This is a genomic window from Stenotrophomonas sp. SORGH_AS_0321 (assembly GCF_031453215.1).
GTDB classification, from domain to species: domain Bacteria; phylum Pseudomonadota; class Gammaproteobacteria; order Xanthomonadales; family Xanthomonadaceae; genus Stenotrophomonas; species Stenotrophomonas chelatiphaga.
Map to the genome: position 1 here is coordinate 1,514,026 of NZ_JAVIZG010000001.1, position 12,502 is coordinate 1,526,527.

At 65.2% G+C, this 12,502-nt stretch carries 12 protein-coding genes; 8 read left to right on the top strand and 4 right to left on the bottom strand.

Annotated features, from left to right (window positions below):
• Nucleotides 1-119 precede the first annotated feature (119 nt).
• From rpsO to QE373_RS06550, 3 genes are all read left to right on the top strand, one after another.
• Entirely contained in the window at nt 120-380 is a 261-nt protein-coding gene (rpsO, locus tag QE373_RS06540; RefSeq protein WP_057507957.1) for a 30S ribosomal protein S15, read from the top strand.
• A gap of 151 nt (nt 381-531) precedes the next feature.
• Nucleotides 532-2,640 (top strand): polyribonucleotide nucleotidyltransferase, encoded by a 2,109-nt coding sequence (gene pnp / locus QE373_RS06545; RefSeq protein WP_057507958.1) that lies wholly within the window; start codon nt 532-534, stop codon nt 2,638-2,640.
• Nucleotides 2,641-2,952: 312 nt separating this feature from the next.
• Nucleotides 2,953-4,383: an insecticidal delta-endotoxin Cry8Ea1 family protein gene (locus tag QE373_RS06550; protein ID WP_309684866.1), complete on the top strand. Its 1,431-nt coding sequence runs from the start codon at nt 2,953-2,955 to the stop codon at nt 4,381-4,383.
• A gap of 51 nt (nt 4,384-4,434) precedes the next feature.
• Here QE373_RS06550 and QE373_RS06555 read toward each other — a convergent pair whose 3' ends face one another.
• The 4 genes from QE373_RS06555 to QE373_RS06570 are packed head-to-tail and all read right to left on the bottom strand — an operon-like array spanning nt 4,435 to nt 7,562.
• Nucleotides 4,435-5,412, bottom strand: coding sequence for a hypothetical protein (locus QE373_RS06555; protein ID WP_309684869.1), 978 nt, complete (start codon nt 5,410-5,412; stop codon nt 4,435-4,437).
• Nucleotides 5,409-6,974, bottom strand: coding sequence for a PepSY-associated TM helix domain-containing protein (locus tag QE373_RS06560; protein ID WP_123699672.1), 1,566 nt, complete (start codon nt 6,972-6,974; stop codon nt 5,409-5,411). The genes QE373_RS06555 and QE373_RS06560 overlap by 4 nt, the downstream gene beginning before the upstream one ends.
• 10 nt (nt 6,975-6,984) lie before the next feature.
• The gene (locus QE373_RS06565; protein WP_057507962.1) at nt 6,985-7,248 is read right to left on the bottom strand and encodes a hypothetical protein; all 264 of its coding nucleotides are present in this window, start codon (nt 7,246-7,248) and stop codon (nt 6,985-6,987) included.
• Complete coding sequence (locus tag QE373_RS06570) at nt 7,248-7,562, bottom strand: hypothetical protein (protein ID WP_057507963.1); 315 nt, start codon at nt 7,560-7,562, stop codon at nt 7,248-7,250. The genes QE373_RS06565 and QE373_RS06570 overlap by 1 nt, the downstream gene beginning before the upstream one ends.
• A gap of 387 nt (nt 7,563-7,949) precedes the next feature.
• Between QE373_RS06570 and thrS the strand changes: the two genes are divergently transcribed.
• The 5 genes from thrS (at nt 7,950) to QE373_RS06595 (ending at nt 12,457) form a co-directional block, all read left to right on the top strand.
• Nucleotides 7,950-9,851: a threonine--tRNA ligase gene (thrS, locus tag QE373_RS06575; RefSeq protein ID WP_057507964.1), complete on the top strand. Its 1,902-nt coding sequence runs from the start codon at nt 7,950-7,952 to the stop codon at nt 9,849-9,851.
• Nucleotides 9,852-9,914: 63 nt separating this feature from the next.
• Nucleotides 9,915-10,442 carry a translation initiation factor IF-3 gene (gene infC, locus QE373_RS06580; RefSeq protein ID WP_309689600.1) on the top strand — a complete coding sequence of 176 codons (528 nt, stop codon included), beginning with the start codon at nt 9,915-9,917 and terminating at the stop codon, nt 10,440-10,442.
• Between the two features lie 261 nt (nt 10,443-10,703).
• Nucleotides 10,704-10,901 carry a 50S ribosomal protein L35 gene (gene rpmI, locus QE373_RS06585; protein WP_002811096.1) on the top strand — a complete coding sequence of 66 codons (198 nt, stop codon included), beginning with the start codon at nt 10,704-10,706 and terminating at the stop codon, nt 10,899-10,901.
• Between the two features lie 11 nt (nt 10,902-10,912).
• Nucleotides 10,913-11,272: a 50S ribosomal protein L20 gene (rplT, locus tag QE373_RS06590; protein ID WP_003484828.1), complete on the top strand. Its 360-nt coding sequence runs from the start codon at nt 10,913-10,915 to the stop codon at nt 11,270-11,272.
• Between the two features lie 189 nt (nt 11,273-11,461).
• Nucleotides 11,462-12,457, top strand: coding sequence for a phenylalanine--tRNA ligase subunit alpha (locus QE373_RS06595; protein WP_309684875.1), 996 nt, complete (start codon nt 11,462-11,464; stop codon nt 12,455-12,457).
• Nucleotides 12,458-12,502 lie beyond the last annotated feature (45 nt).

Genomic DNA, 12,502 nt, shown 5'->3' on the forward strand with positions numbered 1-12,502 from the left:
TACAATTTTGCGGCCCTTTCACGGGCAACCTGCGTCGTGCAGGATCATCATCAGCCTACGGCGAGCCAAGCGGTGCGTGAACACGTTCCTGCTGGCCCCGCATCAGAAGAGAAAAGAAAATGTCGATCGACACCCAGAAGGTTATTGAAGACAACAAGCGCAGCGCCGCCGACACCGGTTCCCCGGAAGTCCAGGTCGCCCTGCTGACCGCCCGCATCGAACTGCTGACCGGCCACTTCAAGACCCACAAGAAGGATCACCACAGCCGTCGTGGCCTGCTGCAGATGGTCAACCGTCGCCGCAGCCTGCTTGACTACCTGAAGAAGAAAGACGTGACCCGCTACAAGGGTCTGATCGAAAAGCTTGGCCTGCGTCGCTAAGCAACGAATCCTCCGCGGCGCAGCGATGCGCCGCGGTTTTGTTTTGTAGCACCGTAATACCCATCGCATTCAGACCGGAACGACCGGTCACCCGCAGGCGGCACGGGTCGCCGACGGTCCATTCGCAGACAGCATCCCAAGGACACCCTCCGTGGCAAAAATCACCAAAACCTTCCAGTACGGCAAACACACCGTCACGCTTGAGACCGGCGAAATCGCCCGCCAGGCCGGCGGTGCCGTCATCGTCAAGTTCGACGATACCGTGCTGCTGGTCTCCGCCGTTGCCGCAAAGAGCGCGCGTGAGGGCCAGGACTTCTTCCCCCTGACCTGTGACTACCAGGAGAAGTTCTACGCCGGTGGCCGTATCCCGGGTGGCTTCTTCAAGCGTGAAGGCCGTGCGACCGAGAAAGAGACGCTGATTTCGCGCCTGATCGATCGCCCGATCCGTCCGCTGTTCCCGGAAGACTACAAGAACGAAGTGCAGATCATCGCCACGGTGATGTCGCTGAACCCGGACATCGACGGCGACATCGCCGCGCTGATCGGTGCCTCGGCCGCGCTGTCGCTGGCCGGTACCCCGTTCAAGGGCCCGATCGCCGCTGCCAAGGTCGGTTACAAGAACGGTGAGTACATCCTCAACCCGACCGTGACCGAACTGAAGGATTCGGAGCTGGAACTGGTTGTCGCCGGTACCGCCAATGCCGTGCTGATGGTGGAATCCGAAGCCGCGCTGCTGTCCGAAGAAGTGATGCTGGGCGCCGTGACCTTCGGTCACCGCGAAATGCAGAAGGTCATCAACGCGATCAACGAGCTGACCGTGGAAGCCGGCACCAAGCCGTCGACCTGGGTCGCCCCGGCCAAGAACGACGTGCTGATCAGCGCCCTGCAGGAAGCCATCGGCCCGCGCCTGGGCGAAGCCTTCCAGGTGCGCGACAAGCTGCAGCGCCGTGACGCCATCTCGGCGATCAAGAAGGACGTGGTCGAGTCGCTGGCTGGCCGCGTGGCCGCTGAAGGCTGGAACCCGGCCGAGCTGTCGAAGGAATTCGGCGAGCTGGAATACAGCACCATGCGCAACTCGGTGCTGGACACCAAGGTCCGCATCGACGGCCGTGCGCTGGACACCGTCCGCCCGATCGCCGTGAAGACCGGCATCCTGCCGCGCGTCCACGGTTCCTCGCTGTTCACCCGCGGTGAAACGCAGGCCATCGTGACCATCACGCTGGGCACCGCCCGCGACGGTCAGGTGATCGACGCCGTGTCCGGTGAGTACAAGGACAACTTCCTGTTCCATTACAACTTCCCCCCCTATTCGGTGGGTGAGACCGGCCGCATGATGGGCCCGAAGCGTCGCGAAATCGGCCACGGCCGTCTCGCCAAGCGCGGCGTGCTCGCCGTGATGCCGTCGCTGGAATCCTTCCCGTACACCATCCGCGTGGTGTCGGAAATCACCGAATCCAACGGCTCCTCGTCGATGGCCTCGGTCTGCGGTTCCTCGCTGGCCCTGATGGACGCCGGCGTGCCGGTGAAGTCGCCGGTTGCCGGTATCGCCATGGGCCTGGTCAAGGAAGGCGAGCGCTTCGTCGTCCTGTCCGACATCCTGGGTGACGAAGATCACCTGGGCGACATGGACTTCAAGGTGGCCGGTACCGCTGAGGGCATCTCCGCCCTGCAGATGGACATCAAGATCGAAGGCATCACCGAAGAGATCATGAAGCAGGCACTGCAGCAGGCCAAGGCCGGCCGTCTGCACATCCTGGGCGAGATGGCCCACGGCCTGACCGCACCGCGCCAGGAGCTGTCGGACTACGCGCCGCGCCTGCTGACCATCAAGATCCACCCGGACAAGATCCGCGAAGTGATCGGCAAGGGTGGTTCCACCATCCAGGCCATCACCAAGGAAACCGGCACCCAGATCGACATCCAGGATGACGGCACCATCGTCATCGCTTCGGTCAATGCCATCGCTGCGCAGGCTGCCAAGGCCCGCATCGAACAGATCACCTCGGACGTCGAGCCGGGCCGCATCTACGAAGGCAAGGTCGCCAAGATCATGGACTTCGGCGCCTTCGTCACCATCCTGCCGGGCAAGGATGGCCTGGTGCACGTGTCGCAGATCTCCAGCGACCGCGTCGAGAAGGTCGGCGACGTGCTGAAGGAAGGCGATGTGGTCAAGGTCAAGGTGCTGGAAGTCGACAAGCAGGGCCGTATCCGCCTGTCGATGAAGGCCGTCGAAGAAGGCGAGGGCGTGTCTGCCGAGTAATCGGTCGCCACGCTACTGCTGGAATGAAAAAGCGGGCTTCGGCCCGCTTTTTCTTTGCCTGTCGTCTGGCGTGGAACGCAGCGCCTGTCCGGCTCGCGTATCTGGCAATGCAGGAAGTGCGTAGCGGCCTGGTTGGTGATTCGTCTGCGACGGATGGAATCGCAGCAGCCAGCAGATAGCTTGATCGTGTCCGTAGAGGGCCAGCAACGCCGATGCTGGTCAGCACGCGGTCTGGGGGCGATCCCCTGGCTCGCGTCATGAACCAACGTGCTTCACGGCTCACTACCTACCTCTCCAGACCGGAGCATCTCCATGACTCGACTTCCTGCTTTCAGGCTTCCCCTTCCCCATCCGGTGGGGCTGCAGGACCCTTCCCGACGCATGTGGCTGCAGTGCGCGGGCGCCGCCTCGACGGGTCTGCTGGTTCCCGCGACATGGGCCCAGTCTGAGCTGCTCGCCGTGCCTGCGGCGGGTCACCGGCAGGCATCAGGCCTTGCCGACCAAGCCGACCCGTGGGGCCCCATCCGTGAAGCGCTTCTGGCCGGGCTGAACCTGGTGCCCGTGGTGGGCGGATTCCTGTCCTATCTTGGTGCCCTGTTCATTCCAGGCGCAGGCCAGAGCGCGGAAGAGCGCTGGCGCGCCTATACGGATGGCAGCATCTCCAAAGCGCTGTTCACGCTGGTCCGGGCCGATCTGATTGGGCTGAGCAACGTGGCCGAGCTCTACGGCAATGCCGTCAAGTCGGGTGACCCGAACGCGATCCGGTCACAAAGCATCGCGGCCAATTCCCTTTTTGTGGCCACGTTGCCGCGCTTCACGCTCGACCGCGAGCGCGAGGCATTGCTGCCCCTTTACGCGACCGGCGCAAGCCTTCATCTTGCACTGCTGCGCGACATGGTGCTGAAAGCAGATGCGCTGGGTTTCAACGCTGCCTTCCGCGAGCAGCTGCTGAGCCAGCAGAAGAAAGCAATCGCGCAGTACACCGATTACGTGGATCGTGAGGCAGAGGCAGCCTATGCGAGAGTGCGCAGCGCAAATTCAAAAACGGGCAATGCGCCGCTTTCCCAATTGCTGGAGCGTCGCACCAGGCTGCAGCTCGGTGCGCTGGACCAACGCGACACCTGGCACGCCTTCGATGCGGAAAAACATCCCGAGCGCAGCCCGGTCACCCTTGATCGCGAACTCTACAGCCGCGTCATCGGGGTATGGGATGGCAGTGAGCTCGACCGCAACGCCATTCCCGGCTGGAAAGCCCCGACGTCGCCGCTGCGTTCGGTGGAGATCACGCTGCGGCGCGTGCAGAACATAGAGGTTGGTTTTCTCGATGGCGTCCGGATGGAGTACGCCGGCGGCGAGGAACTGGTGGCAGGCCAGCTCGCCGAGCGGTCCAGTCCGTTTCGCCTCGCCGACGGCGAGGCGGTGGTGCAGGTGTCCACGCACTGGCGATCCATACAGGGGCTTGTTTCCATGCAGTTGCGGACATCCCGGAACAGGCAGTACAAGGTCGTGGGACGGGAGAACAACTTCGATGTCATCGACACCTGCAGTCAGGCATCTCACCAGCTGTCGTCCATACGGCCGACCGGACGGGGCCGGGCAAGTGCGAAGTGGTCGGCCGGAGCGTGCATTCTGGGCTTCCACCTCGTCAATCGCACCTTCCGGCCCATCAGCGCCTCACTGCGTGCGCGGGTGGCACCGGTGATCGCGCCGCATCTTCTGGACTGGATCGACGAGCGTACTTGAGCACGGCGTGGTCATGAACCAGATGGGTTGCGTGCCAGGCAGCGGTGCGGGTCAGGGCGGGGCGTCGTCTTCGTCCATGCCGCGCCACCATGCGCGGCCCTGGGCCGGTAGCGGCAGGTCGTTCCCGCATGCGCTGACCGAATCCACGCGGCGGCCGACTCCCGCCGCCGCCCAGTCACCCAGCAGGCGCATCACCGCGGTGCGTCCCTGTGCGCCGATGCCGAGACTGCGCTCGGGGTGCCAGTCATCGTTGCCGGCCTCCTCCAGGTCGGCATCGTCGCGTTCGTGGGTGTGCGGCGCGCCGTAGCTGCAGCGCAGGCACAGGTGGCGGACCGACAGGGTCCAGTCTTCCACGTAACCGATACCGGGCAGGGTGGCCTGCTGCAGCTGCTCAAGCGCATCGGCGTCCGGGCACTGGATGAACACCGCGAAGGTGCGATGGTCGGAGCGTTCCAGAACCTGCAGCGCATTGAACACCGGTACGTCGGCCTCGCCCGACCAGCGCGTGCCGGTGGACGCGCCATCGTGCAGCACGATGTCGGCGAAGCGATGGCCGGATTCCGGCAGCGGGACATTCAACAAGCGGGCACGAACCGGATCGATGCGCTGGACGAAGACCGTTTCTCCATCGGCCCACGGGTTGAGGCGCACGCAGGCAATGCCGAAATCCGCATTGATCGGACCGTCGCCGGCGGGAAAATCGATGCCACAGCGGGCCCACTGACGCCGCGCCTGTTCCCAATCGCCGCACCCGGTCGCGGCGATGGCGGCATTCCATGCACTGGCAGGGTCAAAGTCGGATTCCAGGGCCTGCGCACGCAGGTTGTGCTGCAGCGATGCACTCCAGTCGCGCAAATATTTGTTGGCCAGCCCGCGCATGTAGTGCAGGGCGCCGTCATCGGGATGCTGCGCGGCCAGGCGGGCGAACGCAGCGTCGGCAGCGTGCAGTTCGCCTGCGTCGAACAGCGCATGGGCGTGTTCGCGCAACGTGCTGGCGGTACCGTCGCCCGGATCCGCTGAGGAACTCACCGCGGATCGGCCCAGACGCTGTTCGGTTCGCCATCGCGGGCGCGGCGCGCGGTGGCCCGCGCCACGACGGCCAGACCGACCGCCATCGCCAATGCCACCGCATCCACCCAGAACAGCGCCCAGTGACCGTGCCCGGCGCTGGTCCACCACCACCAGCCGCTCAGCGCGCCATGCGCCAGTGGCACCAGCGCAGTGACCACGGCGGCCGCCCAGAGCAGCTCGCGCGCGGCCTGCGCCGGGCGACGCAGCGCGGCCCATGCGGCGCACGCGCCCCAGGTCAGGAAGCACACCCAGCGGATGCCGGCATCCACCGCTTGCGGTGCCACGCGTTCCAGCACCTGTGCGGCCACGAACGCGGCCGAGATCGCCACCACCAGGCCGATGCAGACCCCGACCGTGGCACGTGCCATGTTGACCTGCGCGCGGCCCTGTTCGAGCTGCCGGCGCCTGCGCCGCGATTCAATCCACAACAGGTTGCCGGAGTAGAACAGGAAGGCGCCGCCGAGGCCCAGCAGGAAGTACAGCCAGGCCACCACGCCGTTGCCGAACTCACCGAAGTGCAGCGCATAGGCCGCGCTCAGGGTGGCGTGGTTGGCATCGCGGCGGCCCGGCAACTGGCTGGCCAGCAGGCGGCCGCTGGCGACATCGAAGGCGACTGCGCCGGCCGGCCCCAGCGTGCCTTCGGATTCGCCGGTGATCTCGATCGTGGCGTTGGCGTCGCCGGCATTGGCCAGTTTCAGGTAGGCCGGCTCGAAGCCCTGCACGCCCTGGTCGCGGGCCACCTGCAGCGAACGTGCATGCAGGTCGGCCAGCTTCACCGCGGTGCCCGGCGCGCCGCTGGCGGGGCGTACCGGCGCGGTGTCCATCGCCGACGGCACTGCCTGCAGCAGCTTGCCGTCGTAGATCAGCGGGTTGAGCAGGGCCATCTGCAGGAACACCAGGCACAGCAGCGCGCCGGTGACCGCGAACATCAGGTGGAAGGGCAGGCTGAGCACGCCGATGACGTTGTGCGCGTCCTGCCAGAACTGTTTCAGGTTGCGGCCCGGGCGCAGCGCGAACAGGTCGCCGGCCAGCTTCGGCAGGTGGATCACCAGCCCGCTGAGCAGCGCCACGCCGTACAGCAGGCTGACGATGCCCATCAGGTAGATGCCGGCCACCGGCAGGCCCAGCGTGTAATGCAGTTCATTGACCAGTTCGGCCAGGCCGGTCTGCGGCGGGGTGACGCTGCCGTCGTAGTGGTCCAGCCAGGCGTATTGCCAGATCCCCTTGGCGTCCTGCCAGTAGGCGATCGGCTGCGGATGGTCACCGCCGGGGAAGGTCATGCCCATGTGCGCGCGCGCGGCGGGATGCCGCTCCAGCACGCCGTCCAGCAGGCGCTGCGCGTCGGCCAGGGTCGCAGCGGGCTGGTCCACCGATGCCGGCGTCTGCCACAGCGGGATGTCGTGGTGGAACACCGTCAGCGCGCCGGCGTAGAAGGCCACGAACAGCGCGAAGCCGGCCACCAGGCCGACCCAGGTATGCAGCGTGGTGAAGGTGCGCAGGGTCTGCGAGCTGAACTTCATGCGGTGATTCTCATTGCACCGCGCCGGTCAGGCGCAGCAGCCATAACAGGAGGAAGCCGCCGGCGGCACAGGCGCTCATCACGATCCAGGCGCGCGTCCCGCTGCGGAAGCTGAAGGCCCATACCGCCGCCAGCATCCACAGCGGGATGAAGGCGATCAGGCTCGGCACCAGCGCGGTGGCCCACGGGCCGGGCGGCAACCACGCCGCCAGGCCGGTGACTGCCGCGGCCACGAACAGGCCGGCGATGAGTCCGGCAAACGCGCGCGGCCACATCAGCGCGGCTTCCTGGCAGGCAACGCGGCCGGACGGTGCCAGGCGGCCAGGCTGGGCAGCAGCATGGCGGTGGCCATCCACACGCACAGGGCGACCACCAGCCCGGCGCCGACGCCCAGGTTGGCCATCCACAGCCACAGCCCGGCCACGGCGGCCACGGTGCCGATTTCGCGGCCCAGGCGGCCGGCGCGGTGCAGGCGCGGCCAGCGGCAGTGCGGGGAGGCGGCATAGAACGCCAGCGAAGACAGCGCGGTGGCCAGCAGCGCCAGCGAGCAGAAGCCCAGCGAGGACAGTCCGATGGTGGGTACCTGCATCAGCGTGCAGCTCCGGCCGGGCATGACGTGGAACGACGAACGGAAAGCGGGGTCATCGGGGATCCGGAGGGCAGGGAGGCAACACAACGCACGCGTATGGTAATCATTGACTTTTACGCGATCCAGTATCCGCTATTCAGGCGGCTGCCTGCGCTGCGCTTGGGCTTTGTGCCGCGCTGGTTTAAGATCGACCACAGCCAACCCACTGGATCCAGGTGGCCCGCGCCAAGCGCCGGCCGAGCGTGTGACATGAGCACTACCATCGCCCCCTGCTGACCTGCACCCGAAGGCCCCCTCCAGGCGCCGTCGTGGCGCTTTTTTATTGCCCGGGCCAAGCCCGGATCCGCATTCCAGCCCGCTGCGCGGGCACAGCATGAAGCCATCCTGATGATCACGATCACCCTTCCCGACGGCAGCCGCCGCGAATTCGAACATCCCGTCAGCGTCATGGAGGTGGCCCAGTCGATCGGCGCCGGCCTGGCCAAGGCCACCATCGCCGGTTCGGTCGATGGCGTGCTGGTCGATGCCAGTGACGTGATCGCCAAGGACGCCACCCTGCGCATCATCACCGCCAAGGACGAGGAGGGCGTGGAGATCATCCGTCACTCCAGTGCGCACCTGGTCGGTCATGCCGTGAAGCAGCTGTACCCGGACGCCAAGATGGTGATCGGGCCGGTCATCGCCGAAGGTTTCTATTACGACATCCAGTCCGAGCGTCCGTTCACCCCGGATGACCTGGCGGCGATCGAAAAGCGCATGGGCGAGCTGATCGCGCAGGACTACGACGTGGTCAAGAAAGTCACCCCGCGCGCCGAAGTCGTGGAGATCTTCAAGGCCCGTGGCGAGGACTACAAGCTGCGCCTGATCGAGGACATGTCCGATGACATCCAGGCGATGGGCATGTACTACCACCAGGAATACGTGGACATGTGCCGTGGCCCGCACGTGCCGAACACGCGTTTCCTGAAGGCCTTCAAGCTGACCCGCATTTCCGGCGCCTATTGGCGCGGCGATGCGCAGAACGAGCAGCTGCAGCGCATCTACGGCACCGCCTGGGCCGACAAGAAGCAGCTGGACGCCTACATCAAGCGCATCGAAGAAGCGGAAATGCGCGACCACCGCCGCATCGGCAAGCAGCAGGACCTGTTCCACCTGCAGGAAGAGGCCCCGGGCCTGGTGTTCTGGCACCCGAAGGGCTGGGCGCTGTGGCAGGTGGTCGAGCAGTACATGCGCAAGGTGTACCGCAGCACCGGCTACGGCGAAGTGCGCTGCCCGCAGATCCTGGACGTGTCGCTGTGGCAGAAATCGGGCCACTGGGACAACTACCAGGACGCGATGTTCTTCACCGAGTCGGAGAAGCGTACCTACGCGCTCAAGCCGATGAATTGCCCGGGTCACGTGCAGGTGTTCAACCAGGGGCTGCACAGCTACCGCGACCTGCCGATCCGCTACGGCGAGTTCGGCGCCTGCCACCGCAACGAGCCCTCCGGCGCGCTGCACGGCATCCTCCGCGTGCGTGGCTTCACCCAGGACGATGGTCACGTGTTCTGTACCGAAGACCAGGTCGAGGCGGAAGTGACCGCCTTCCACCAGCAGGCGCTGGCGGTGTACCAGCACTTCGGCTTCGAAGAGATCCAGATCAAGATCGCGCTGCGCCCGGAATCGCGCCTGGGCGATGACGCGACCTGGGACAAGGCCGAAGGCGCGCTGCGCTCGGCGCTGTCCAGCTGCGGCGTGGAATGGCAGGAACTGCCGGGCGAGGGCGCCTTCTACGGCCCGAAGATCGAGTACCACCTGAAGGATGCCATCGGCCGTACCTGGCAGCTGGGCACCATGCAGGTCGATTTCATGATGCCCGGCCGCCTTGGCGCCGAGTACGTGGATGAAAACAGCCAGAAGAAGCACCCGGTGATGCTGCACCGGGCGATCGTCGGTTCGATGGAGCGATTCATCGGCATCCTGATCGAACACCACGCCGGCCAGTTCCCGGCCTGGCTGGCGCCGACCCAGGTGGTGGTGGCCAACATCACCGATGCGCAGGCTGAATACGTCTCTGCGGTGACCAAAAGCCTTGCGGATCAAGGCTTCCGCGTCAGCGCCGATTTGCGTAATGAGAAGATCGGTTATAAGATTCGCGAGCACACGCTTCAGCGCGTGCCGTACCTGCTGGTCATTGGTGACCGCGAAAAGGAAAACGGCGCCGTGGCGGTGCGTACGCGTTCCGGCGAGGACCTGGGCAGCATGAGTCTCCAGGCCTTCATTGAACGGCTGCAGGCCGAGGGCGCGTAATCAAAGGTCCGGTCCGTGCGCAATGGCGCGCGGGCCGGTTCGATACCCTTGGGAGATTGCAATATCAGTACCCCTGACAATAAACAGAATCGCAAGAATCAGGAAATCCGTGTGCCGCGCGTACGCGTGATCGGCAGCGACGGCGAAATGATCGGCGTGCTGACGCGCGACGAAGCCTTGGCGATGGCCGAGGAAGAAGGCCTGGACCTGGTTGAAATCCAGCCGCAGGCGGATCCGCCGGTGTGCAAGGTGATGGACTTCGGCAAGTTCAAGTTCGAAGCCCAGAAGAAAGCCAGCGAAGCCAAGAAGAAGAGCAAGCAGGTCGAGATCAAGGAAGTGAAGTTCCGTCCGGTCACGGACGAGGGCGACTACCAGATCAAGCTGCGCAAGATGCGCGGTTTCCTCGAAGAGGGCGACAAGATCAAGGTCAACATCCGCTTCCGTGGCCGTGAAATGAGCCACCAGGAACTGGGTCGCGAGATGGCCAACCGGATCGAGACCGATCTGGGCGAGGACATCGTGATCGAATCCCGTCCGCGCCTGGAAGGCCGCCAGATGGTGATGATGATTGCTCCGAAGAAGAAGACATAAGGCCGCACGGGCTGCCCTTCGCGGGCGCCTGGCAGCTGAATGCAACGGGAGGAGGGCGCCGATGGCGCCTTTCTGCTTTTCCGGCCACCGGCCAGCGTCATGGCGTGCCGGGGCGTTGCCCAAGCCCCATTTCCCCTGTATGATTGCCGGCTCGACCCATCAGGAGGGGTCGTACGCGGATCATGGCAGGACGGAAAGAGTGGCCCAGGCCACCGCCAGATCAGTCAGAAACCAGGGTCAAATCCCATCAAGGACATAGCAATGCCCAAGATCAAGACCAACCGGGCGGCGGCCAAGCGTTTCCGCAAGACCGCCTCGGGCAAGTACAAGTGCGGCCACGCCAACCGTAGCCACATCCTCACGAAGAAAGCGACCAAGCGTAAGCGTAACCTGCGTCAGACGAATCACGTCCGCGCAGAAGACGCCGGCCGTCTGGACCGCATGCTCCCTTACCTCTGAGGAATTAACACATGGCACGAGTAAAGCGTGGCGTACAGGCGCGTCGCCGCCACAAGAAAATCCTGACTCTGGCGAAGGGCTACTACAATGCCCGTCGCAAGGTCTTCCGCGTTGCCAAGCAGGCCGTCATCAAGGCCCAGCAGTACGCGTACATCGGTCGTAAGCAGAAGAAGCGTAATTTCCGCTCGCTGTGGATCACCCGTATCAATGCCGCGGCCCGCATCAATGGCCTGAGCTACAGCCGTTTCATGAACGGCCTGCTGAAGGCTGGCATCACCCTGGACCGCAAGGTGCTGGCAGACATCGCCGTGCACGACGCGGCCGGTTTTGCCGCGCTGGCTGAAAAGGCCAAGGGCGCTCTGGCGGCATAAGTCCTCCTCGGTCGTTGCCGTTGACGCAACGCCCGCAGGTAAGGCAATGCATGGGGAAGGGCGCAAGTCCTTCCCCATTCTTTTTTGTGCGGTGGCCAGCGCAGCGCGCGGCGGCCGGACAGCGGTGGCGACGGGGGTCGGCCCTTCGCGCATCGCGAGGGCATATCCGACCCGAGGTTCCGGCACCCCATGAGTGACATCCAATCCCTGACCGCCCAGGCACTGGCCGATGTGGCTGCCGCCCAGAGCCCCGATGCGCTGGAACAGCTGCGCGTGGCCCTGCTGGGCAAGAGTGGCAGCATCACCTCGCAGCTGAAGCAGCTTGGCGCCTTGCCGGCCGACGAGCGCAAGGCCGCCGGCGAAGCCATCAACCGCGCGCGCGACACGCTGACCACTGCGCTGGCCGAGCGCAAGTCCGTGCTCGAAGACGCCGCCCTGGATGCGCGCCTGTCCGCTGAAGCCATCGACATCACCCTGCCGGGTCGTCGTGGGGGCCGCGGTGGACTGCACCCGGTGACCCGCACGCTGGAGCGCATCACCGAAATCTTCGGTCGCCTGGGCTATGAGTTGTCCGAAGGCCCGGAAATCGAAGACGACTGGCACAACTTCGAAGCGCTCAACTTCCCGCCGCACCATCCGGCGCGCGCGATGCACGACACCTTCTACTTCGGCGATGGCCGCCTGCTGCGCACGCATACCTCCGGGGTGCAGGTGCGCTACATGGGCGAACACGCACCGCCGCTGCGCATGATCGCCGCCGGCAAGGTCTACCGCAGCGACAGCGACCAGACCCACTCGCCGATGTTCCACCAGGTCGAAGGCCTGCTGGTGGACGAGCACTCCACCTTCGCCGATCTCAAGGGCACCCTGTCCGAGTTCGTGCGCGCGTTCTTCGAGCGCGATTTCGAGATGCGTTTCCGTCCCAGCTACTTCCCCTTCGTTGAACCCGGCGCGGAAGTGGACATCGCCTGGCAGCAGCCCGATGGCAGCACCCGCTGGCTGGAAGTGCTGGGCTGCGGCATGGTGCATCCGAACGTGCTGCGCAGCGTCGGCATCGATCCGGAGCGCTACACCGGCTTCGCCTTCGGCCTGGGCGTGGAGCGGTTCGCGATGCTGCGCTATGGCGTCAACGACCTGCGCGCGTTCTTCGAGAACGACGTGCGCTTGCTGCGCCAGTTCGCGTAAACACTATCGGTAGTGACGACCGCTGGTCGTCAACGAGGACGGAAC